Below are 23793 nucleotides of genomic sequence, written 5' to 3'. Positions count from 1 at the left end.
AAATTATACGAGTTTATTTATCGATTCCCAATAAAAAAGCCTGCTTAGCAGGCTTTTTTTGAATAATCTTTATATGTCTATTATATCATTGATTAATAATTACAATTTTCACAATACATATAGACATGATTTGGGTCATCAAACATTGAAAGTGTTTCAAATGCACCTGCCCATTGCTTAACAAGCTGTTCTACTACACTGGTTTGACGAACACTGTCAGGGACATAAGCCGCTGTCGCGCCCATGATTTGCTGGATAAGTTGCTGCTCAGCGCTGAGTTCTTGTTCAATCACTTTTACGTCAAACTTATCCATTTTTGCTAAATCAGCCGCTTTGGCTAATGCAGTGTCCATGTCGCCTAACTCATCAACTAGGCCCAATGATAATGCACGTTTACCGGTCCATACACGACCTTGAGCAATATTATCGACCTGTTCTAGTGTCATATGACGTTCTTTAGCAACCAGCGAAATAAACTCATGATAACCACGCTCAATATGACGTTGTATTACTGCAGATACTTGGGGGTTTAATTCACGTGTAGGTGATAATCCTGCCCAATCAGAGGTAGCAACACCATCAGAAGTGATACCAAAATGATTAAGTGCTTGATCGAATGTAGCAAACATCCCAAAAATACCGATTGAACCAGTAAGGGTAGTCGGCGTAGCCACAATATAATCGGCACTGGCAGATATCCAATACCCACCAGATGCAGCCAGACTACCCATGCTAACCACTACAGGTTTACCAGCATTTTTAAGTGCTAATACTTCTTGGCGGATTTGCTCTGATGCAAAAGCACTACCACCAGGGCTATCAACCCGTAACACTACCGCTTTCACTTTGTCATCAAAGCGTGCTTTCATAAGTAGTGCAGAAGTACTTTCACCACCAATTTGTCCCGCAGGTTGTTTACCATTAAGAATCGTACCTTTAGCAACAATAACGGCTACAGAGTCTTTCTCAACAAAGTGAGGCATGGGGGCTGTTAGCGCACGGTAATCATTAAAGCTAATTTGCTTAAAGTTTTTACCTTCTTTATCACTGCCAACCCGCTCAATCATTGCGAGTCGAAAAGCGTCAGCTGAAACTAATTCGTCAACCCACTTGAGGTTTATTGCCATCTTAGCAGCATCACCTTCGGCTTTATCGAGCTGAACGAGAAACTCATCTGGGCTTAGTACTAATTGATCTGGTGCTATTTGACGGTTACTGGCAACAATAGTTGAATAGCTTTGCCAGATATCATTTAACAATACTTTACTGGCTTCTTTATCTGCATCAGACATATCGTCACGGATAAAGGGCTCTACCGCAGACTTAAAGGTACCTACTCGAAATACGTGTGTGGTGATTTTAAGCTTTTCGAGTGCGGCTTTGTAATATAAGCGGTAACGACTTAAGCCATCAATTGAAACCATACCCTGATTATTAAGGTAGATTTTGTCAGCAAAGCTAGCTAAAAAGTATTGATTTTGATCGTAGCCATTGGCCATCGCAATCACTGATTTGTTGGCTGCTTTAAACTGATTTAACGCTTCACCAATGGCGGTCATCTTACTAATACCGGCATTTTGCAAATTGGCTAAATCTAATACGATGCTACTGATACGGACATCTTCAGTCGCATTATTGATGGTATAAAGTAGATCGGATAAAAGGATTTCGCCTTCAGGATCATTAGCTTGTCCTTGACTAAGGGCCATTTCTATCGGGTCGACGTAATGTTTCTGATCGACAATACTGCCAGACAAGTTTAATACTAAGGCAGATTGATCTTCGACGACAACGTCTTCTTCACTATTGAGTAACGCAACTGCAATAACGGCCAACAAACCAAAAAAAATAATATTAATGATGAATTTACGGATACCGTTTACTGTATTCCATAACAGTAAAAACATCCTTTTTAAAAACGAGGGTTTAGCGGACATTTGCCACTCCTTTAACATTCTAATGTAGACATCCTAACTGAAAATCAATGTAAATGTGAAACTCAATTGTAACGGTTTTTGACCAGCAATCGTTTAATTGATTGAGCAAAATTTATTGTCGATGTATGCTGGTTTAAATCACTTGTTTAAAAAGGATGTTTGAATGTCGTTTCCACACTTATTAGAACCTTTAGATCTCGGCTTTACACAGCTTAAAAATCGCGTGTTGATGGGCTCGATGCACACGGGATTAGAAGAAGAAAAAGGCGGATTTGAGAAACTGGCAGCGTTCTATAAAGAACGTGCTCAAGGTGGTGTAGGCTTAATCGTCACCGGTGGTATTGCACCCAATTTACGTGGACGCTTAGCGCCACATGCTTGTCAATTGAGTTTTTCTTGGCAAGTCGGTAAACATAAAATAGTGACAGATGCCGTACATGAGGCGGGTGGTAAGATTTGCATGCAAATTTTACATGCGGGTCGTTATAGCTATCATCCTTTCAGTTTAGCCCCGAGTAAAATAAAATCACCAATTACCCCTTTTACACCATCTGCGATGTCTGCGCGACAAGTGCGTTCTACCGTTAAAGACTATGCTACTAGCGCGGCATTGGCCAAAAAAGCCGGTTATGACGGTGTTGAAGTGATGGGATCAGAAGGCTATCTAATCAATCAATTTATCAGTTCTCGTACCAATAAACGCAGTGACGAATGGGGCGGAAGCTATGAAAATAGAATTAAGTTCCCAATTGATATCGTCAATGCTATTCGGGCCAAAATAGGCAAAGAGTTTATTATTGTGTTTCGTTTGTCGATGCTCGACTTAGTTGATAATGGTTCAACTTGGGATGAAGTTGTAGAGTTGGCGAAATTGCTAGAACAAGCCGGTGTCAGCATTATAAATACCGGTATTGGTTGGCATGAAGCACGTGTACCGACGATTTCAACGAGTGTGCCACGTGGGGCATTTTCATGGGTGACTGAAAAACTTAAAGCTGAAGTTACGGTTCCGTTGATAGCAACAAATCGAATTAACACCCCTGAAATAGGTGAGAAGATTATCGCATCTGGTCAAGCCGATATGGTATCAATGGCGAGACCATTTTTAGCCGACGCAGAATTTGTGAATAAAGCTGCTGCTAATACGCCAGAATTAATTAATACGTGTATTGGCTGTAACCAAGCCTGTTTGGACCATACCTTTTCAATGAAGCGAGCGACTTGTTTAGTCAACCCTCGCGCGTGTTATGAAACTGAAATTAATTTTACCCCTACCAGCCATAAAAAACGAATTGCGGTAATGGGTGCTGGTCCTGCTGGGATGGCGTTTTCTGTTTATGCTGCGACGCGTGGTCATGAAGTGGTACTTTTTGAAGCCAAGTCTGAAGTCGGTGGCCAGTTTAATTTAGCACGTAAAATCCCAGGGAAAGAAGAGTTTAACGAAACCATTCGTTATTTCATCAATCAAATTAAACTGCATAAAGTTGATCTTCGCCTAAACACCAAACTTGATGCGGCAGTATTAGCGAATGAAAAATTTGATGAAATTGTGATTGCTTCTGGGGTGATACCTCGAGGAATAGATTTGCCAGGTTTTGATAATCCTAAAGTAGTTGATTACCAGCAAGTATTAACGGGACAAGTTGAAATTGGCCACAATGTAGCCTTGATTGGTGCAGGCGGCATTGGTTTTGATATTGCTCACTTCTTATGCGAGCGCGAATCAAATACATTACGACCAGACAAGTGGTTGGAACAATGGGGTATTGATAAAACGTATCAGCACGCAGGTGGTTTAACCGACGAACCGGAACATCAACCAGGCCGAGATGTGTATTTATTGCAACGCAAGACCACTAAAATGGGTAAGGGGCTGGGTAAAACAACCGGTTGGATCCATCGTAGTGTGTTAAAGCAACATGATGTACATATGAAAACGGGTGTTAGCTACGAAAAGTTTGATGAGCAAGGGCTACACATTAAAGTGGGTGATCAAACTGAAGTGCTTGATGTCGATAATGTGGTGTTGTGTGCCGGACAGGTGTCAAATCGCACGTTAGTTGATGAAATGAAAGCGAGTGGAATACCTGTCCATTTAATTGGTGGGGTAGATGTGGCTGCTGAATTAGATGCTAAACGCGCTATTCGTCAAGGTGCAGAGCTCGCGATGAGTATCTAGTTTCTCGCAAATGCTAGCGTTTAGCTGTCTTCATTGAAGTGATGTACGCACCTTGTATAAAAAAGCCTTCTGTAAAAAAGAAGGCTTTTTGTTGCGTTAACGAAACCCAATAACGGTTAGTTTCTGACTTATCATCGATGGGTTTGTTGTGGATAATACGTTTTAGTGTTTAAGGCTTTAATGCTAATACTGCATCAATGTCTGCCGCACTGTGACGTTCTGGTAACATTTCCCATGGTTCGCCCCATGTTGTATTCACTATTCTGCCACGTTGTACTGCTGGACGGATTAATATCTGATTGGCCCAGCGCACGACATTTTTGTAGCTTGCAACATCGAGAAATTCGGCGGCGCTATACAACTTACCTAATACTAAGTTGCCGTACCAAGGCCATATTGCCATATCCGCAATGGTATATTCCTCGCCAGAAACAAAGGTATTTTTTGCCAGTTGTTTATCCAATACATCTAATTGGCGTTTAACTTCCATCGCAAAACGGTTAATAGGATATTCTTGTTTTTCATCAGCATAGGCGTAAAAATGACCAAAGCCACCTCCTAGGAAAGGGGCAGAGCCTTGCGCCCAGAATAACCAATTAAATGTTTGGGTTCTTGCTTTCCCGTCTTTAGGTAGAAACTGGTCGAATTTCTCTGCGAGATGAACCAGAATGGATGCAGATTCAAATACGTTAACATCTTCATCAGCTGATTTATCTAATAGGGCAGGAATTTTTGAGTTTGGATTTATATCAACAAACCCAGACGAAAATTGGTCAGATTCACCGATGTTAATGATATGAGCATCGTACTCCGCCTGTTTAATCCCTAAAGCAAGTAGCTCTTCTAAAAGAATCGTTACTTTTTGCCCGTTAGGTGTGCCAAGAGAATAAAGTTGTAAAGAATGTTGACCTACAGGTAGTACTTTCTCGAATCTAGCACCAGACTCTGGGCTATTGATGTTTGCCCATTTGTTACCACCATTAGTATTATTAGTCCAAACTTTAGGTGGGGTATATTGGTTACTCATAAAATCTCCTCGTGATAACCCGTTTACAGGTTAACCATACAAATTTAAAATACGCTTAACTGAATAAGGTTAGTGTAACGTGTTTGAATTGGTTGCATTAGCATCAACTCGTATGAGTTATGCTTTTGTCTCTTTAATGTCGTTGTTCATTTTTATTCTATGACGGCTAACTGTTCACTTAATTCGATTAAATTGGTGACAGTTAAATCAGGCTCCATTCCCCAGGGATCAAATACTTTTTTACTGTCCCGTTGAATCCAAGCCGTGTTAAGTCCTGCCGCTTTTGCACCAATAACATCCCATGGATTACTCGATACCATCCAACAATGTTGTGGTTCAGATTGAGTGCGAGTCATTAAATGATGGTAAACGGCAGGGTTAGGTTTATAAGTCTTGAGATCGTCAACACTGATGACATTATCCAAAAGAGGTAATACTCCAGCATTAGCCATTAATGTGCGAACAGCAATTTCTGGACCATTTGAAAATGCAGCAAGGGTATGACCTTTGTCACGTAGAAGAGCTAGCCCAGGAATAACATCTTCAAAGGCTGCCAGCTGACTAAATTTAGCCAGTAAATCTTGTTGTTCGCTGTTTGACAATGTGACATTGAAAACGGATAAGCAATATTGTAGAGCTTGTTGAGTACAGACAGTGAAATCTTCATATTTCTGCATTAAACCACGACGAAATGCATATTCAACTTTCTTATCATGCCAGAGCTGACTAAATTCTTGCGCTTTGTCGCCGATTAACACTTGCAGATGTTGACCCATGTCCACTGGGTCCACTAATGTGCCATAAACATCAAACCCTATCATTTTGTGCATGTTGTTTGCTCCATTCGTGTTTCGATCCTAGTGTTAAGATTAAGACTCAGTGTAATTAATTATTATTTGTTGAGGATATTCACTTCTCTGGCGAGTTATCGGGGTAACAATATTCTGTATTTGTTAGACTATAAACTAACAATATCATTCGTTCAACCACTATTTTGAGCGATCGTTCTAAAATGTTTTGTATATAAGTCAGATTGTGTTAACGAATGTTATCGGTGTGAGATAGATACCTTTGAATTTGTGTTAATTCATTGTATTATAATAATTAAAATTATTATAGGTGATGTAAAATGGAATGTCCTTGTTGTCAGGGTATCTTTGCTCGTAAAGCACTAAAACAAGTGCGCAAAGGCAAAAGTGGTGTTGAAACACAATGCCCTAAATGTCAGCAGTGGCTGATGTTTGAACCTAAAATGATGATGACCAAAAACGTTGGTTTACTTATTTTATTGGTTTTCAGTGTGGCTAACTTCTTTATCGACAACAGTGATTATCGCCTAATATGTTCATTTTTAGGTTTTGCTGGTGCTTGTGTGGCTTTTTATGGGGTATTTAAAGGTAAGCTAATCGCGGCAGAGTGTTGATTTAAAATGTAAACCGTTTATAAAAGAGAGGTCATAAATTTAGACCTCTCTAAAGCGATATTGATTATTTAGAGTATCTCATCATTTCGTGATGAGATTGAAATTCTTTAGCATCAATAACATTATTATGATCTGAATCGATACGCTCAAACATTTCATGACAATGCGATGAGTTTTTTAACATGCGACCTTCAGATTCACGCAACTCTTGTCTTGCATTTTGAAAGTGTTCAAACTCCTCTTCAGATAGCAATTTGTCTTGATTAGTATCAATATCGGAAAATACAGGCATTTGAGACATTCCCATACTACCATTTTCATTTTCAGTAGCATTAGCTGACATAGAAATAGTGAGAAAAACTAGTAATGCAGATAAAACATAACCATTCATAATATCCTCCTTGTAATCTTTTCAATTTAATTATACACCCTCTTAACCATGTAAAATACAAGGTTATATAGTGCACAACAAATTGACGACACTACCTTATAACCCTTTATTTATTACTATGAGGAAAATAACTGATTTACATTTAGGCTCTAGCAGTTGGTCTTTCATGGATGTTATTTTTTAATATCAATGGTTTGGTGTTTTTGTTAAGTGGCGTAAGTGTTAAAAATCAAGTCTGTAATTAGGTAAATAACTCGTCAAAAAGAGTAGTGTCCTGTTAGCTGAATCATTCGGGCTGTGTTTGTAGCATCTTACTACTGTGTTATCGATTACTGATGTTTAATACTATTTGTTATTCGCTCTGCCTTGTTTAAATTGCTTTAAACATCAATAAAATTCATTGTCAACGATCAACCAGCCTTCGTTGTCAGTGATGAAATTTTATCTTCGCTCAGAGTCGGATTAAGCCTATGCTGTATAAATGTTGGTCCGCCAGCCTGTTATTTTGGCCAACTGCTGTTTAATTAGAAGAGTTCCATACTTTTGCTTCGGAGTTGACTTGGGGTAGGGGCGATAAAATAGGGAGACATAATACCGGAAAAATCGTTCGATAATTTGTCCGTAAGTCTCCCTAGGTCTTCACATGAGTGAATAAACGATTGATTTAATACTCGTCGTTGTTTGCATCACTTATGCGCTCGCGTCTTTCTTGGGCTTCTTCAAATGCTGCGTTAATTTCTTCTAATACAGAATCGACATCAGCTGCCGTGGTGTCTTCTTCAAACAAGCCAGTTAATTCTGTTTCCGGTGTTAATTCACCTTGTTCATACAAGGCCCACATTTCTTTAGCATACTTCATAGTGGCTAATTCTGGGGCAAATTGTGAATAATAGTCAGTCATATTATTAACATCACGAAATAACATGGCTTTTGCATTATTGTTTGCTGATGCGTCAACTGCTTGGGGCAGATCAATAATCACCGGTCCATTTTGGTCAACGAGTACGTTAAACTCAGATAGATCACCATGAACAATACCTGCACATAGCATACGGACAACATAACCCATCATGATGTAATGCTGGATTTTTGCTTGCTCGGCACTCATCTCTGTAACGTCATTTAACCGAGGAGCGACATCACCATGAAAATTGGTGATCAACTCCATCAATAACACCCCATCAAAGCAACCATAAGGCACTGGTACTCTAATTTTGGCAGCGGCGCATTTGTATAATGCGTCGACCTCGGCATGTTGCCAGGCTTTCTCTTGTTCTTCTCGACCGTATTTCGAGCCCTTTTCCATGGCTCGTCCACGACGACTATTTTTGGTTTTTCGACCTTCTTGATATTGTGCTGCTTTTTTAAAGCTGCGTTTAGTGGCTTCCTTATACACTTTGGCGCAGCGGATCTCATTGCCACATCTGATCATATAGACGGTAGCTTCTTTGCCACTCATGAGTTGGCTTATCACTTCATCGACGAGACCATCGTCAACCAGTGGTTGTAATCGTATAGGCGTTTTCATTGCGTCGTTATACCTTACTTGCGCGCTGGATGATATATCTAAGGAAATAATTTTCACTTGCTAGGGTCTGTTGAACTTTTCCGGTTAAATTTTGTTCGAGATAAAAGCGTTTTAATTGAGGCGAGAGGATTGCTGCCTAGTAATCTAAGCATAATTATCTCAACAAAGAGTAAAACGCTTTTAGCCGAACCCTTCGGGCAGCGTTTGTTGGCCATTTCTACAGCGTTATCGGCTTTTTATGTAGAATAACTACAACACAAAGCCTCTGCCTTATAGCTCATGTTTAAGTAAGGACCAACAATTCGCTGCCAAACCAACCTTGAAAGATCCACAGCCCTTAAACAACACAGATTAAATAAGTCTGATTTGTCGTGCATTATTGATTCAATACGCTCTATTAATACATTTTTGTTTGATGATTTAAATCATTGTACCCATTCAGTTAAACATAGTCGAAATTGACCTTATTTTCGAGTCACACAGAGGGAGACTATGTTGAGTAATTGTCAATTTAAAGAATGAAATGTGGTATATTGCGCTTCGATTTCACCATTGAAGCAATACCAATGACGTTAATCTGGTTGTTGTGGTCTGTATATTAGGGCTAACGCTAACCGAATGGGTAATCGCTAAAATTGATATCTAGCAATGCTGTGGTTCAGTAACAATTAAGCTTTTCTTCAGTCAACGTTAAGTTATTGGCAGGATAATAATTGTGAATAATTGTGAATAATTGTGAATTATTGTGATTTGATACAATTGTTTGTAACAAAGACATCATCACATTACGCGGCCATTTAGTAGTACAAATATTTTGCATTTTTGTCGTTATGCGAAACAATTTAAACATGTTAATAGAGTTTTTATGAAACGGACCTTACTTCTCGCACTATTTATTTTTTCTAATGCAGCCACTGCTGTTGAACCCTTATTTGAAACACCGCAAGACATGGAACCCACTTGGATTGATGACATCCTGTCGGTGTTTGGTGCAGATGGCGAGTTTGATGATACCAAAGCGATTGATATGAGCTATTTGCCGACAGCTTATTACACCCCGGAAAAAAAGTTTGGTGTCGGGTTATTAATGGTGGGCTTGTATAAAACCGATAATGCATCGAGTGAAGAACAACCATCATCATTAGTATTGAATTCATTTGTATCTATGAATCAATCCTATGGTGTTCAAATTGAAAATATGACGTTTTTAAACCAAGGAAAACAGCGATTATTACTTGATTTAGAGCTGCACAATGAAGCTGCTGTTTATTATGGTGTTGGGATTGATGAAGGAGATCAAGACCTTAATCATCATGAATTCGATGAACAACTGTATAGTTTTAAACCTCGCTGGATGACCGAGATTGCCAGTCACTATTTTATTGGTGTTGGAGCTGACTTTATTTACACCAGCGCCGATAGTTTAGAGCTGGTTTCTACTGGGTTGTCAGTGGATTCAAGTGATATTTTACCGAATAATTTTAGCTCTGGTGTGGTTGTTTCTAGTATTTATGATTCAAGGGATTACCGTTTAAATGCGACCAAAGGGTGGTTATTTCAGGTCGATGCCGGTTTATATCAAAATGATCAATATGATTCGTTTTCTACCTATAACATCGAGTTAGCCAACTATATTGACTTAAGTTCAATGCCGGGATTGATCGCTTGGCAAGTTCAAGGCCATCTTACCAGTGGTGACGTACCTTGGAGCTTGTTACCTGACCTTGGTGGATCCGATGCGATGCGTGGTTACATTAGAGGTCGTTATCGAGATGAACAAATGATGATGGGCCAAGTTGAATACCGATTACCGATATTTCAACGTTATGGCATGGTATTTTGGGGTGCTGTTGGCAGTGTAGCGCCTAAAGTGAGCGAGCTAACCGACACCTTATTAACGGCTTACGGTACTGGATTTCGCTTTAACATTAAAGACAATATTAATTTACGTCTTGATGTTGGGGTGGGAGAAAATGAAACTAATTTCTATTTAAATGTGAATGAAGTTTTTTAAGACAATGTTATTGTAAATGACACTATGTTTGATGATGCTTTTTAAGGTCACTATTTGTAGATGACAATTTTCAAAGTAACAATTTCCAAGGAAACAATCGATAGTGAAATGCCAATTCCGATGATGACATTAATGATGCGAATAAAGCGTATGCTGACAAGCTATCCTAATATTAGGGTATCTACCGCGGCTTGTGTGGTGGGCACCAGAGTATTGATGATATTTGGCCTTTCATGTGGTTTGCTGCAAAGCAGCAGTGTATTAGCGGGTGAAAACCAAGATAAATGTCTAAAGACCTTTAATTATTCTATTTATCTTAGTGGGCTGCATACAGGTAAAATGACTCGTATTGAGAAATGGCAAGGTAAGTCAGCCATCATCACTTCAAAAAGTGAAGCCAGTATTTTGGGTATTGGCACTCAGTATCGACAGCGAAGCGAAGTATCATGGTCAAATATCACTAATGAATGGCTGACCGATAACTTTCATCAACAGGTTAGCGGTTTTCGCTCTCGAGACATGCAAGTCACCGTGGCGAATAATGGTCTTGAATCTCAGGTTGATCTTGATGGCGATATCACGGCTTATCAATCAAAAACGATTCCTTTAAGAGATGTTGATACCTTAGCGATTCAAATACGTGAATACCTTATTCGCGGAAGACAACAATTTGCTTTAGTAAGGCAGGCCTCTGATGCGCTTGAGCCTTATCAATACTATGTTAAAAGTGCAGTAACAGCGACTATACCCCCTTGGGGTGAAATGCAATTGATACCCGTTGAGCAAACGGGAGCAGATGAGGTAACCTATTTTTTTGCGCCAAGCATGAATTTTCAACTTGTAAAAGCCCATTATCATGGTTTCATTCTCCAAGGCCTTATTGAGCTTGATAGCTATGTGTCATCCTGTGATATCTTCACAAAGAGTTCCCCATTAGGTTAACCTAGCTACCTTTAACCGTGATTTACTTGAAGCCAGTGGCAATAGCCTAATCGCTAACGTTTACTGCGCTATTGAACCGACTTAAACCAATATCTATCGTCTATCATAGATGATTTTAAATGGTTGACCTGGCTTCCTGATGGCTTGGATATCAGTATAATTGACATCTGATATGTCAATTGGAGTGAGCATGGCCAAGGTGATCAATAAAGCCATTTTTAGCAGTAGAGTGTTCTCGATAAACCAAGTGACTTACCATACTTATCATCGGGTGATGAAACATATTGATCCCGTACAACAGGGTCGTTATTACAAGTTAAATTTTGTGTTGCGACAACCAAAAGTAGGTGGGGTGTTCAACTGTGAAAAATGCATAGTGAATTTATGGGGAGGGTGTATTTGTTTCGTCCTGATAAATATGAACACAGCGTGAGTAAGATTGAGTCAGGCAAACGTGTGCTATTAAGCTTGGCCTTAAATATTTAAACAAAAGCATTCACATTTCAGTATTCATATTTCAAAACGCATATCTCAATCTTAAAATGCCAATATCCAACGCTAAACATTCAAAAGAAGGCACTAGCAGTGACAGTTTAACCTTCGTGAGCCAGCTTGGTGTTGGTGTGAATTTGTTGAGTTAACGCCGTTGTCGGTTGTTCTGGGCTATTTGGTACAGTGTATTGGCGTTTAGTGACCACTTTAACGCCCTCAGAAGAGAGTTTGAGATTTAAATCGCCATTAGGCACACAACAACAGGGTAGACACTGGTCGGCTTTAAGTTCTGCAAGAGGCTCGCAAAAATAGTTTACTTCTCCAGATATGACTGTGGTTTTACAAGCACCGCAAAATCCATTACGACACTCTGAAAATACTTTTACTTTTTTCGATTCAAGCGCTTCTAATAAACTTGAATGTTGGCCGTCAAACAAAATAACCGGCTGTCCTTTCAAGCTTATAATAGGCGCTTTTTTGAAAAACTTTTTATAGGTCAAAATCTAAAAACTCATCGCCATCAACAGAAGAGTCAATTTGACCAACAAGATAAGATGACACTTCTACTTCTTGTGGGGCAACTTGCACAGCATCACTTTCTAACCAATTCTTCATCCACGGTAACGGGTTTGATTGATCTGGATACGGTTGTGGTAAATGTACCGACTTCATCCGTTGGTTCGTAATAAATTCAACATACTGACATAGAATTTGTTCATTTAAGCCTATCATTGAACCGTCTTTGAATAAGTATTTAGCCCATTCTTTTTCTTGCTCTGCTGCTTTGACGAATAAGTCATACGCTTCTTGTTTACACTCAGCAGCAATTTCGCCCATTTCTGGATCGTCTTTACCGCCTTGCATTAGGCTTAATATGTGTTGAGTACTGTTAAGGTGTAATGCTTCGTCACGGGCAATTAAACGAATAATTTTAGCGTTGCCTTCCATGACACGACGCTCTGCAAAGGCAAACGAACACGCAAAACTGACATAGAAACGAATAGCTTCTAAGGCGTTAACTGACATCATGCATAAATAGAGTGATTTTTTTAGGATACGTGAGTTAACCGTAATTGATTCACCATCGATAACGTGAGTACCTTCACCTAAGAGGTTATTAATCTGGGTGAGTTTAATCAGGTCATCATAATAAGCCGCAATATCACCAGCACGCTTTAATATTTCTTCATTCTGGACAATATCGTCAAATACGACAGAAGGGTCGTTAACAATATTACGAATGATATGAGTATATGAACGTGAGTGAATGGTTTCAGAAAACGACCATGTTTCAATCCACGTTTCTAATTCTGGCAGCGATACCAAAGGCAAAAATGCCACATTTGGTGAACGACCTTGGATAGAATCGAGTAAGGTTTGGTATTTAAGATTAGATAAGAAAATGTGTTTTTCGTGATCAGGTAAATCACCGAAATCAATTTTGTCACGGCTGACATCAACTTCTTCTGGACGCCAGAAAAACGATAATTGCTTTTCAATCAACTTTTCGAATACTTCATATTTTTGTTGATCGTAGCGAGCCACATTAACCGATTGACCGAAAAACATAGGTTCTTTGGTTGAATCGTTAGGTGTTTGACAAAATGTAGAGTAAGCCATTATTTAGGTGTCCTGATAACGCATTTTCCAAAAAGCGGGGAAGACCCCGCTAAATATTGATAAAGTGATGATTAGATCTTACACGCACCGCCACCGCAGCCATCGTCTTCTTCTTCGACAGCGATAATGTCATCAAACTGATCAGAGGCACCGTCGCGAGTATTATGATAATACAATGTTTTAATGCCCAGTTTGTATACGCTTAGTAAATCTTTGAGCAATGTCTGCATCGGCACTCGACCGCCTTCAAAACGGCTTGGGTCGTAATTAGTGTTAGCTGATATTGCTTGGTCAATAAACTTCTGCATTAAACCAACAAGTTGAATGTAACCATCATTATTAGGCATGTTCCAAAGTAATTCGTACTTGTCTTTAAGTACATCAAAGTCTGGTACTACTTGTTTTAGTTGACCGTCTTTACTAGCTTTTACGCTGATTAAACCACGTGGAGGCTCAATACCATTAGTCGCGTTTGATATTTGCGATGAAGTTTCAGACGGCATTAATGCAGAAAGCGTTGAGTTACGCAAACCGTATTGTTTAATATCGCTACGTAAACTTTCCCAATCCATGTGCAATGGTTCGTCACAAATTTTGTCTAAATCGCGCTTGTAGGTGTCGATGGGTAAAATACCCTTTGAGTACGTTGTCTCGTGGAATAACGGACATGCGCCTTGCTCTTTTGCCAAGTTCATTGACGCTTTAAGCAAATAGAACTGAATCGCTTCAAAGGTTTTGTGGGTTAAGTTATTAGCTGAACCGTCTGAGTACTTTTTACCATTCTTGGCTAAGTAATTAGCAAAGTTAATGACACCAATACCGAGGGTACGACGATTCATTGAACTCGTTTGCGCTGCTTTAATTGGGTAATCTTGGTAATCAAGTAAGTTATCTAATGCACGTACGGCTAAATCAGCTAACGGCTCAAGCTCAGATAAATCTTGGATTGCACCTAAGTTAAGTGCTGACAAGGTACATAACGCAATTTCACCGTCTGGATCATTGATGTTATTCAGTGGCTTAGTCGGCAAGGCAATTTCTAAACACAAGTTAGATTGCTTAATTGGTGCCACTTTTGAATCGAATGGACTGTGGGTATTACAATGATCTACGTTTTGAATATAAATACGGCCAGTAGAAGCACGCTCTTGCATCATCAATGAAAACAGTTCAACGGCTTTAATTTGTTTTTTACGGACACTGCTGTCTTGCTCATACTGAAGATATAAACGTTCAAATTCGACTTGATCTTCAAAGAATGCATCGTAAAGGCCAGGCACGTCTGATGGACTGAATAGGCTAATGTATTCACCTTTAATCAAACGTTGGTACATTAATTTGTTTAACTGCACACCGTAGTCAAGATGACGTACACGGTTATCGTCAACACCACGGTTGTTTTTCAATACAAGTAGCGATTCAACTTCTAAATGCCATAAAGGATAGAAAAGTGTAGCTGCACCACCACGTACGCCGCCTTGAGAGCAAGACTTAACCGCAGTTTGGAAATATTTATAAAAGGGTAAACAACCTGTGTGGAATGCTTCGCCGCCACGAATAGGGCTGCCTAAGGCACGAATACGACCAGCATTAATACCAATACCTGCGCGTTGGCTCACGTATTTAACGATAGAAGATGCGGTTGCATTGATTGAATCTAAGCTGTCATCACACTCAATTAATACACATGAACTGAACTGACGGGTAGGTGTACGTACGCCTGCCATAATTGGCGTAGGCAGAGAAATCTTAAATAAAGATGTCGCATCGTAGAAATCTTTAATGTATTTCAGACGGATTTCTTTCGGATATCGAGCAAACAAACATGCTGCTACCAAAATGTACAAAAACTGTGCGCTTTCATATATTTCATGAGACACACGATTTTGTACTAGGTATTTACCTTCAAGTTGCTTTACTGCTGCATACGAGAAGTTCATGTCACGCCAGTGATCAATATAGGTATCAAGAATGTCTAGTTCTTCGCGGCTGTAGTCAGCCAATATATGCTTGTCATATTTACCAATATCAACCAACTTGGTGACATGATCATATAACTTAGGCGGTTCAAATTGACCAAAGGCTCTTTTACGTAAATGGAATACCGCTAAACGGGCTGCCAAAAATTGGTAATCAGGTGATTCTGGGGAGATCAAATCAGCCGCTGCTTTAATGATGGTTTCATGAATGGCTTCAGTCGGAATGCCGTCAAAAAACTGCAGGTGAGATCGAAGTTCTACTTCAGATACTGAGACGTTTTTTAATCCCTTGGCTGCCCAAGTGATCACGCGATGAATTTTATCTAAATCGATCGGTTCACGTTCGCCACTGCGTTTAGTGACTGTCATATTGCTATTCATTGAAGAGAGGCCTTGGTTCTATATCAAAACATGTGATCTGTTGTTGGATGCCGTGCTGCTGGATTCGATCCGAATCAGTTACAAAACAATTCCATGTTAAAACAATCAAGCTTAATGTATTCACAACATAGTATAAATACCAATACATTTAGTTAGCATCTACGTTCTTTATAATGTAAAGGCGTAGTGTTTTGATTGTCAGCCACACACAAGATATGGTGCTATTTAAAATCTTAGATACAAGATAATGAGGTTTGAGCCTTTTTGCAAGCCACAATTTCATTAACTTGTTGTGGATAACTTGAGGATAAACCGCAGGGTTAGTGACGGCTAACCCTAGAGCCCAAATTTATAACGAGTTTTTGATAAGTGATATTTTTTCAACCGTTAAATGAGAAAAATTCGATCGCTACAATAAACAGCGATCAATAAATTATGCTCATTTTTATATTGATCTTTTACCACTTTTGATCGTCAAGTGATCGTGATCATAATCAATAATTGGTGATTCACCATAAAGACTCATTTGTTGATATCCCATCACTGAATGTCATTATTCTGCAAAAAATTGTTTTAACGATGCACCGTGTTTAAATTGACATCTTGATGGCCATAAATCGGGCGTATCATGGGGTGATAAATATCCCCAAAGCGCGACACCTCCAAGCATATTAGCATTATGTGCAGCGACTAAATCACGCTCTGCGTCACCTAAATACAAAATATGTTCTGGTGGTGTTGCTATTTGCTGCGCCGCTAACAACATTGGTGCCGTATGTGGTTTGGCATAACGGGTGCTGTCACCACTAATGATTGCTTTAAGCTGATGAGTTAAATTTAGTTTTTCAATGAGAGGACGAGCAAAACGAGCAGGCTTATTGGTCACCACTCCATAAGGGATACCTTGCTGATCTAATAATGTCAGCAGTTCAGGTAAATCTGTAAACAAGCGGCTGTAATCGCCATTAATACGGGCATAGTGGTGTAGTAACCCTTGTTGAATACGGATTTGCAATGCTTCATCAGCATCCGGAATAGCCGTTTTAACCAAAAATAAACTGCCGTGAGAGGCTGCATGACGCATTTTATCGAGTGGCTGAGCGCTAAAACCCGCATCATCCAAACTCAAATTAAGCGCATGTATCAAATCTGGTGCTGTGTCAGCAAGTGTGCCGTCAAGATCAAATAAGACCCCTTTAACATCATTTTTATGCACTGTGATGTTCCTAAAATGAGATGTTTAATGCCACAATAAAGTGACCAATACAGAAGGGAAGTGACTGACGAACCGCTATTGTGCTTATCGTCAGCGTTATATCATCGAGTGATATCAATCGTCTATCGTTTAAGCGAATGCTTATAATCGCGCTTAATCGATTATTGATACCACTTGGCTAGTCGCTGATTTTCTGGGTGGCGATCATATAGTTTACATCAACACTTTTAGTGTACTTAAATACCCCAGATAAAGGATTGTAGGTAATGCCTAAAGCATCTCTACACAGTAAGTCAGTATTGTCGACTAATGCTATCAGTTCAGAGGGGCGAATGAACTTACTGTGATTATGGGTGCCTACGGGTAACATTTTTAATAAATATTCGGCGCCAATAATGGTTTGTAAGTAAGACATAACATTACGGTTAATCGTGGAGAAAAACACAAAGCCATTAGGTTTAACCATGTCACAACACGCCTGAATAACCGATTGTGGCTCGGGTACATGTTCAAGCATTTCCATACAAGTCACTACATCGTAATATTCGCGGTGGGTGTCGCGGTGTGCTTCAGCTGTCGTTTTTAGGTAATTGACTGTGACGCCAGACTCCAAAGCATGCAGTTTTGCTATTTCAAGAGGTTCAGTCCCCATATCAATACCATCAACATGTGCACCTAAGCGCGCCATGCTTTCTGATAAAATGCCGCCACCACAGCCAACATCAAGCACTTTCTTATCAAAAATTCCATCAGCGGTTTGGTCAATGTAGTTTAAACGCAGTGGATTAAGTAAGTGTAATGGCTTGAACTCGCCATTGAGATCCCACCATGTTTGTGCCATGGCTTCAAATTTTGCGATTTCGAGGGGATCAACATTGGGTGTCGATTGTTCAGCATGTGACATAACGTAACCTAATTGTTTTAAAATCTATGGCGGCTATTATAGCGATAACCTTTACGAATAAAAGTGAACAATGGCAACCATTGTTCACACTTGCTTATAAAATATCCATTTATGAGTGTTAAATTGTTATTTTGCATTCATCAGTGTTTACATCCTAAATTCATTGAGGTTAATTTTTGTTAAAAAATAGCCGTATATTAGCTAATTAATAAACTAAATCAGCTGAAAATATTAGCTTTTTTATAATTTTTAATAGTGAGAGAGGATTTGGCAGGTCTTTGCTCTGGCGACATTAAATATCTGTGTTAGAATGCCAAATCACGTTTTTAAGCTAGATAATAATATGGAAGTTTTATTGTCAGCTCACTTTAGAGGAACGCGCAGTTTATGACTGATCTGGCATCATCTATTTCGCCAATTAACATCGAAGACGAACTTAAGAATTCTTACCTTGATTATGCTATGAGTGTAATTGTAGGTCGTGCATTACCTGACGTCCGTGACGGTTTAAAACCTGTTCATCGTCGAGTATTGTTCGCAATGAGCGAATTAAAAAACGATTGGAACAAACCATATAAAAAATCTGCTCGTGTTGTTGGTGACGTAATTGGTAAATATCACCCGCATGGTGATACTGCTGTATACGATACGATTGTACGTATGGCGCAACCTTTCTCGTTACGCTACACATTAGTTGACGGACAAGGAAACTTTGGTTCGGTCGACGGTGACTCCGCTGCGGCGATGCGTTATACCGAAATTCGCATGCAAAAGTTGGCGCATTCATTATTAGCCGACCTTGAAAAAGAAACTGTGGATTTTGTGCCTAACTACGATGGCACCGAGATGATCCCTGCGGTATTACCAACTCGTGTACCGAATCTATTAATTAACGGTTCATCAGGTATTGCGGTCGGTATGGCCACCAATATCCCACCACATAACTTAACGGAAGTGGTGAAGGGCTGTTTAGCGTTAATCGATGAGCCAAGCTTGTCAATTGAACAGTTAATGGAATACATTCCTGGTCCCGATTTCCCAACTGCAGCTTCAATAAATGGTCGTAAAGGCATTATCGATGCTTATAACACTGGCCGTGGCCGCGCAATCATGCGCTCAAAAGCTGATATCGAAACTGATGATCATGGCCGTGAACGTATTATCGTTCATGAAATTCCATATCAAGTTAACAAAGCCCGTTTGATTGAAAAAATTGCCGAGCTTGTTAAAGATAAAAAATTAGAAGGTATCAGTGGCCTACGTGACGAGTCTGATAAAGACGGTATGCGTATTGTTATTGAAATCAAACGTGGTGAAGTGGGTGAGGTTGTACTAAACAACTTATATTCTCAAACCCAAATGCAGTGTTCTTTTGGTATCAACATGGTGGCATTGACTAACGGTCAGCCTAAATTGTTTAACCTTAAAGAAATGCTTGAGTGTTTTATTCTTCACCGTCGTGAAGTGGTCACGCGCCGTACCGTATTTGAATTACGTAAAGCTCGCGAACGTGCTCATGTTCTTGAGGCACTTGCCATTGCACTGGCTAACATCGACCCGATTATTGCGTTAATTAAAGCATCACCTACACCAGCTGAAGCCAAAGCAAAGTTAGTGGCACAAGGTTGGGAGTTAGGTCATGTGCAAGGCATGCTTGAAAAAGCTGGCGATGATGCAGCGCGTCCTGAATGGTTAGAGCCTGAGTTCGGTATCCGTGACGGTCAGTACTATTTAACCGAGCAACAAGCACAAGCTATTTTGGAATTACGTCTGCACCGTTTAACCGGTCTAGAACATGATAAGATTTTAGCGGAATATGAAGAGCTTTTAGTTCTGATTGCTGGTTTGTTATTCATTCTTCGTACTCCATCGCGTTTGATGGAAGTGATTAAAGAAGAACTAGAAGAAATACTTGAACAATACGGTGATGAACGTCGCACTATTATCAACGCTAACGAAATTGACATGAGTCTTGAAGACTTAATCAATGAAGAAGACGTTGTAGTGACTTTATCTCACTTAGGTTATGCAAAATACCAAGTGCTATCTGACTACCAAGCTCAGCGTCGTGGTGGTAAAGGCAAAGCGGCAACTAAAGTAAAAGATGAAGACTTTGTTGAAAAGTTATTGGTGGCAAACACCCATGACACCATCTTGTGCTTCTCTGACTTTGGTAAGATGTACTGGCTAAAAGTGTATCAATTACCTTTGGCAAGTCGTACTGCTCGTGGTCGTCCAATTGTAAACTTATTACCACTTTCTGACGGTGAGCACATTACTGCAATCCTACCGGTACGTGAATACGCAGATGATAAATTTATCATTATGGCAACAGCACACGGTACTGTTAAGAAAACAGCATTAACTGCCTACAGTAATCCTCGTGCAAACGGTATTATTGCGGTGAACTTAAAAGACGGCGATCAGTTAATCGGCGTTGATATTACCGAAGGTAGTGACGACATTATGTTGTTCTCTAACGAAGGTAAAGTGGTTCGCTTTAACGAGAAAGCACGTGACTCTGAAACGGGTGAAGTGAAACGTGATGCAGAAACTGGTGAAGAAGTCATTGCTTTACGTCCAATGGGCCGTACTGCAACCGGTGTTCGTGGTATTAAGCTTGAAGATGGTCAAAAAGTAGTTTCACTGATTGTTCCTAAAGGTGATGGCGCGATTTTAACCGTAACAGAAAATGGTTACGGTAAGCGTACTGAACTGAGCGAATACCCAGCGAAGAGCCGTGGCACTAAAGGTGTGGTATCGATTAAAGTCAGCGACCGTAATGGTCCTGTAGTCGGCGCTGTACAAGTGGGCGAGTTTGATGAAATAATGTTGATCAGTAACAAAGGAACGTTAGTTCGTACTCCTGCTGAAGGTGTATCTATTATTGGTCGTAACACTCAAGGTGTGACTATCATCCGCACCGCAGAAGACGAGAAAGTCGTTGGCTTGCAGCGTATTGAAGAAATTCAAACTGAAGAGTTGTTAGACGAAGAAGGCAATGTGATTGTGCCTGCTGATATCATCGAAGGCGAAGTTGCTGAAGGTGAGTCAACCGAATCGACCGGTTCTGATGTGGAAAGTGATGTAGAGAACGACGAACAGGATTAACCTGACGGCGAACTTTACTGCTTCAATAACGAGCGCCTTATGGCGCTCGTTTTATTTTACGGAAAAATATTCATCAAAATAGACGGATAGCCCCCTATTCAAAGGGTACTAAAATACTTAGTATTAATGCTCTTATCTGATGAATAAAAATTGAGTCAAGGAGTTGTCTGTGAGTGCGATTTATAATTTCTGTGCTGGACCTGCGATGTTACCTCAAGCTGTGATGCAAAAAGCACAACAGGAATTAATTGATTGGAATGGCCTAGGCGTCTCCGTAATGGAAATTAGCCACCGTAGCAAAGAATTTATTGCAATGACTCAGCAAGCCGAAGTGACTCTGCGCAAGTTGATGCATATTCCTGACAATTACCATGTGTTATTTATGCACGGTGGTGGTCGCGCCCAGTTTTCGAACGTGGTGAATAACTTTTTGGGTGATAACGGCCAGGCTCTTTATTTGGTGAGTGGTCAATGGTCATCAGCTGCAGTGACTGAAGCAAAAAAATTAGTAAGTGAAAGCCAAATTGATACCATCAATATTGTTGAACAAGTCGATGGGCTTAATCAGGTGATATTGCCTGATTTAACTGCAATCGATAAAGATTATCGATATGTGCATTATTGTTCTAACGAAACCGTCGATGGTATTGAAATTTTCGAAGAATTAGATAGCCCATGGCCAATTGTTGCGGATTTGTCGTCTACTATTATGTCGCACCACATTGATGTCAGTAAATACGGACTGATATACGCCGGCGCGCAAAAGAACATTGGTCCATCAGGCTTGTCGATTGTCATTGTACGTGACGATATGCTAACACTTCCAAGTCTACCTCAATCATCAATAATGGATTATCGAGTAGCGGTTGAACATGGCTCTATGTTTAATACACCGCCCACGTTTGCATGGTATTTAGCCTCAGAAGTGTTTGCGTGGTTAGAGGCTAATGGCGGCGTGAGCACGATGGCTGATGTTAATCAACAAAAAGCAGCGTTATTGTATGAGTGTATCGACAGTAACCCATTTTATAAAAATGGCGTAGCGCCACATAATCGCTCACGGATGAACGTGACGTTCCAACTAGTGGACAATAGCTTAGACGTTGAGTTTTTAAAGCAAGCGGAGCAGGCGGGTTTAGTCGCGTTAAAAGGTCACCGCATTGTGGGTGGTATGCGCGCCAGCATTTATAATGCGATGCCACTTGAAGGTGTACAAGCCCTGGTTGATTTTATGAATAACTTTGCCATAAAACACAGCTAATCTAAAAAGCCAACCTTACCGCAATTTGGGTTAATGAATATAAAAAAGCGAATGCCAAACAGCATTCGCTTTTTTAGTACTTAGTATCCATGTTTAATACCGATTTACGGCTTTAATTTACAACGTAGTAAGGTATGACCAAGACCAATATTATCAATGTCTTCATCAACATACAGCCCAGCTTCATTAATCATTTTTAGCATATCTTTACTGTGGTACATGCGGCTATTCCCATTGGCAATAGCGGTGAAATACAACGACGTTGCGTTAACACAATAGGCGCCCGCTTCGTGTGGCTGTCGATCCCAATAGGTCTCTAAAATACAAAGTTCACTGCCAGGCTTCATCGCAGCCACTGTGCGTTGCAGAATAGTGATAATTTGTTGTTTTGAAAAACAATCTAGAAATTGACTCATCCAATACAAATCACCACCTTGGTAGAAAGGCTTGTTGCTATCGAGTAAATCTGTTTCAAATGGATGTACCCGATCTGCAACCAACTGAGTTTGTGCATTTTTCATTGCAACAGCAAGTTGACCGGGTAAATCCATAATGGTTACTTTGACGGTTTTATTATAATGGGTGCATGCAAATGCCCATTTACCAGTATTGCCACCCACATCAATAATATGGTCCGGCTGTGACTTGAATATTAATGGTAATAGGCTGTCAAAAGCATGATCTGAATAATAATGATCAAATTCAAACCAGCTTTTTTTAGTTTGTTCAGGTAGTTGGCTTAATCCTGGGTAAATCGTGTCCCAATCACCTAAGTGCTTAAGTCCAATTGCTTTACCTTGCTTAAGTGACTCATCGAGTTCAAACAAACCTTGATAGCAAACATCATGAATGAAGTTTAGATTTTTTGCGGCCATATCATCATGGAGCAAGAAATAGCCCGTTTTATCCAATCGATAATGATCATCCTTACACCAAAAAATACCCATGCTGAGTCCCATATCAAGCAATACGTGAATGGCATATTGAGACAATTCAACATGCTGAGTAAGTTGAACAAGACTAATGCCTTGTTCACCAGCCTGATCAACCTCAGCGAGTAAACCAAATTTATTTAAGCAACGTGCGACTTGAAAACTGACAGGTGCAAAAGCTATTTTTTGTGCTTCAAACTTGGCATCAAAAGCAGATATTTTTTTGGGAGATTGATAAAAAGACATTAGAAACGTTAACTTAACAATGAGGAAAATATTGATATTAGATTAGCAAATAAATATCACTAAGGTTTTGACCTAGTTCTAGTTTTCGTTTTTTTAGGTTAACAATAATACACATCAGCTAAATATTATCTGGAACTAAGTCTGATTAATTCAACAGGCCCTAGTGTTTACATAGCTTTGCGTAACCTTACTTTACTATTAGTCATTATT

The 23793-nt window shown here is 39.8% G+C and carries 17 protein-coding genes and 1 pseudogene; 7 read left to right on the top strand and 11 right to left on the bottom strand.

All coding sequences use genetic code 11. The annotated features are described in order from the left end of the window. Nucleotides 1–92: 92 nt before the first annotated feature. Entirely contained in the window at nucleotides 93–1937 is a 1845-nt protein-coding gene (gene sppA, locus FCN25_RS20800) for a signal peptide peptidase SppA (protein ID WP_137227265.1), read from the bottom strand. Between the two features lie 163 nt (nucleotides 1938–2100). Here sppA and FCN25_RS20795 point away from each other — a divergent pair, with 163 nt between their 5' ends. Next, the gene (locus FCN25_RS20795) at nucleotides 2101–4116 is read left to right on the top strand and encodes an FAD-dependent oxidoreductase (protein WP_137227264.1); all 2016 of its coding nucleotides are present in this window, start codon (nucleotides 2101–2103) and stop codon (nucleotides 4114–4116) included. Between the two features lie 169 nt (nucleotides 4117–4285). Here FCN25_RS20795 and yghU read toward each other — a convergent pair whose 3' ends face one another. Together yghU and FCN25_RS20785 are read right to left on the bottom strand one after the other, a co-directional pair. Continuing rightward, nucleotides 4286–5143 carry a glutathione-dependent disulfide-bond oxidoreductase gene (gene yghU / locus FCN25_RS20790; protein WP_137227263.1) on the bottom strand — a complete coding sequence of 286 codons (858 nt, stop codon included), beginning with the start codon at nucleotides 5141–5143 and terminating at the stop codon, nucleotides 4286–4288. A gap of 152 nt (nucleotides 5144–5295) precedes the next feature. Continuing rightward, a complete protein-coding gene (locus tag FCN25_RS20785) occupies nucleotides 5296–5973 on the bottom strand; it encodes a haloacid dehalogenase type II (RefSeq protein WP_137227262.1) in 678 nt (225 codons plus the stop codon). A gap of 299 nt (nucleotides 5974–6272) precedes the next feature. On the opposite strand from FCN25_RS20785, the gene FCN25_RS20780 reads away from it, so the two are divergent. After that, entirely contained in the window at nucleotides 6273–6566 is a 294-nt protein-coding gene (locus FCN25_RS20780) for a hypothetical protein (RefSeq protein WP_137227261.1), read from the top strand. Between the two features lie 64 nt (nucleotides 6567–6630). Here the strand turns inward: FCN25_RS20780 and FCN25_RS20775 are convergent, their stop codons facing one another. Continuing rightward, a complete protein-coding gene (locus FCN25_RS20775) occupies nucleotides 6631–6957 on the bottom strand; it encodes a hypothetical protein (protein WP_137227260.1) in 327 nt (108 codons plus the stop codon). 664 nt (nucleotides 6958–7621) lie between these two features. Further along, on the bottom strand, nucleotides 7622–8485 hold the full coding sequence (locus FCN25_RS20770) for a PA4780 family RIO1-like protein kinase (protein ID WP_137227259.1): 864 nt from the start codon (nucleotides 8483–8485) through the stop codon (nucleotides 7622–7624). Nucleotides 8486–9350: 865 nt separating this feature from the next. Between FCN25_RS20770 and FCN25_RS20760 the strand changes: the two genes are divergently transcribed. From FCN25_RS20760 to FCN25_RS21215, 3 genes and pseudogenes are all read left to right on the top strand, one after another. After that, nucleotides 9351–10499 (top strand): BamA/TamA family outer membrane protein, encoded by a 1149-nt coding sequence (locus tag FCN25_RS20760; protein ID WP_137227258.1) that lies wholly within the window; start codon nucleotides 9351–9353, stop codon nucleotides 10497–10499. A gap of 60 nt (nucleotides 10500–10559) precedes the next feature. Continuing rightward, nucleotides 10560–11441: a hypothetical protein gene (locus FCN25_RS20755; protein ID WP_254693696.1), complete on the top strand. Its 882-nt coding sequence runs from the start codon at nucleotides 10560–10562 to the stop codon at nucleotides 11439–11441. A gap of 190 nt (nucleotides 11442–11631) precedes the next feature. After that, a pseudogene (locus FCN25_RS21215) lies at nucleotides 11632–11927 on the top strand (2OG-Fe(II) oxygenase). Between the two features lie 107 nt (nucleotides 11928–12034). On the opposite strand, the gene yfaE reads toward FCN25_RS21215, so the two are convergent. From yfaE to ubiG, 5 genes are all read right to left on the bottom strand, one after another. Then, nucleotides 12035–12433 (bottom strand): class I ribonucleotide reductase maintenance protein YfaE, encoded by a 399-nt coding sequence (yfaE, locus tag FCN25_RS20745; protein WP_137227257.1) that lies wholly within the window; start codon nucleotides 12431–12433, stop codon nucleotides 12035–12037. Next, nucleotides 12423–13553, bottom strand: coding sequence for a class Ia ribonucleoside-diphosphate reductase subunit beta (nrdB, locus tag FCN25_RS20740; protein WP_137227256.1), 1131 nt, complete (start codon nucleotides 13551–13553; stop codon nucleotides 12423–12425). The genes yfaE and nrdB overlap by 11 nt, the downstream gene beginning before the upstream one ends. Nucleotides 13554–13624: 71 nt before the next feature. After that, entirely contained in the window at nucleotides 13625–15913 is a 2289-nt protein-coding gene (gene nrdA / locus FCN25_RS20735) for a class 1a ribonucleoside-diphosphate reductase subunit alpha (protein WP_137227255.1), read from the bottom strand. A gap of 553 nt (nucleotides 15914–16466) precedes the next feature. After that, complete coding sequence (locus FCN25_RS20730) at nucleotides 16467–17129, bottom strand: HAD family hydrolase (RefSeq protein ID WP_137227254.1); 663 nt, start codon at nucleotides 17127–17129, stop codon at nucleotides 16467–16469. A gap of 178 nt (nucleotides 17130–17307) precedes the next feature. Beyond that, complete coding sequence (gene ubiG, locus FCN25_RS20725; protein ID WP_137227253.1) at nucleotides 17308–18033, bottom strand: bifunctional 2-polyprenyl-6-hydroxyphenol methylase/3-demethylubiquinol 3-O-methyltransferase UbiG; 726 nt, start codon at nucleotides 18031–18033, stop codon at nucleotides 17308–17310. Between the two features lie 387 nt (nucleotides 18034–18420). Between ubiG and gyrA the strand changes: the two genes are divergently transcribed. Further along, complete coding sequence (gyrA, locus tag FCN25_RS20720; protein WP_137227252.1) at nucleotides 18421–21144, top strand: DNA gyrase subunit A; 2724 nt, start codon at nucleotides 18421–18423, stop codon at nucleotides 21142–21144. A gap of 169 nt (nucleotides 21145–21313) precedes the next feature. Then, nucleotides 21314–22405 (top strand): 3-phosphoserine/phosphohydroxythreonine transaminase, encoded by a 1092-nt coding sequence (gene serC / locus FCN25_RS20715; RefSeq protein WP_137227251.1) that lies wholly within the window; start codon nucleotides 21314–21316, stop codon nucleotides 22403–22405. Nucleotides 22406–22509: 104 nt separating this feature from the next. Here serC and FCN25_RS20710 read toward each other — a convergent pair whose 3' ends face one another. After that, nucleotides 22510–23583: a methyltransferase gene (locus FCN25_RS20710; RefSeq protein WP_137227250.1), complete on the bottom strand. Its 1074-nt coding sequence runs from the start codon at nucleotides 23581–23583 to the stop codon at nucleotides 22510–22512. Nucleotides 23584–23793: the final 210 nt, after the last annotated feature.

The organism is Shewanella sp. MEBiC00475 (genome assembly GCF_005234075.1).
In the GTDB taxonomy this organism is placed as follows: domain Bacteria; phylum Pseudomonadota; class Gammaproteobacteria; order Enterobacterales; family Shewanellaceae; genus Shewanella; species Shewanella polaris.
The sequence above is the reverse complement of the archived record's forward strand: the minus strand, read 5'-3'. Positions and strand labels throughout refer to the sequence as shown.

Excerpts from the sequence above, each read along its gene's own strand:
- FCN25_RS20775 (WP_137227260.1), bottom strand. The coding sequence starts at position 6,957 with ATGAATGGTTATGTTTTATCTGCATTACTAGTTTTTCTCACTATTTCT.
- FCN25_RS20710 (WP_137227250.1), bottom strand. The coding sequence starts at position 23,583 with ATGTCTTTTTATCAATCTCCCAAAAAAATATCTGCTTTTGATGCCAAG.
- yghU (WP_137227263.1), bottom strand. The coding sequence starts at position 5,143 with ATGAGTAACCAATATACCCCACCTAAAGTTTGGACTAATAATACTAAT.
- nrdA (WP_137227255.1), bottom strand. The coding sequence starts at position 15,913 with ATGAATAGCAATATGACAGTCACTAAACGCAGTGGCGAACGTGAACCG.
- FCN25_RS20785 (WP_137227262.1), bottom strand. The coding sequence starts at position 5,973 with ATGCACAAAATGATAGGGTTTGATGTTTATGGCACATTAGTGGACCCA.
- FCN25_RS20770 (WP_137227259.1), bottom strand. The coding sequence starts at position 8,485 with ATGAAAACGCCTATACGATTACAACCACTGGTTGACGATGGTCTCGTC.
- gyrA (WP_137227252.1), top strand. The coding sequence starts at position 18,421 with ATGACTGATCTGGCATCATCTATTTCGCCAATTAACATCGAAGACGAA.
- sppA (WP_137227265.1), bottom strand. The coding sequence starts at position 1,937 with ATGTCCGCTAAACCCTCGTTTTTAAAAAGGATGTTTTTACTGTTATGG.
- FCN25_RS20755 (WP_254693696.1), top strand. The coding sequence starts at position 10,560 with ATGACAATTTTCAAAGTAACAATTTCCAAGGAAACAATCGATAGTGAA.
- ubiG (WP_137227253.1), bottom strand. The coding sequence starts at position 18,033 with ATGTCACATGCTGAACAATCGACACCCAATGTTGATCCCCTCGAAATC.
- FCN25_RS20760 (WP_137227258.1), top strand. The coding sequence starts at position 9,351 with ATGAAACGGACCTTACTTCTCGCACTATTTATTTTTTCTAATGCAGCC.
- FCN25_RS20795 (WP_137227264.1), top strand. The coding sequence starts at position 2,101 with ATGTCGTTTCCACACTTATTAGAACCTTTAGATCTCGGCTTTACACAG.
- FCN25_RS20780 (WP_137227261.1), top strand. The coding sequence starts at position 6,273 with ATGGAATGTCCTTGTTGTCAGGGTATCTTTGCTCGTAAAGCACTAAAA.
- nrdB (WP_137227256.1), bottom strand. The coding sequence starts at position 13,553 with ATGGCTTACTCTACATTTTGTCAAACACCTAACGATTCAACCAAAGAA.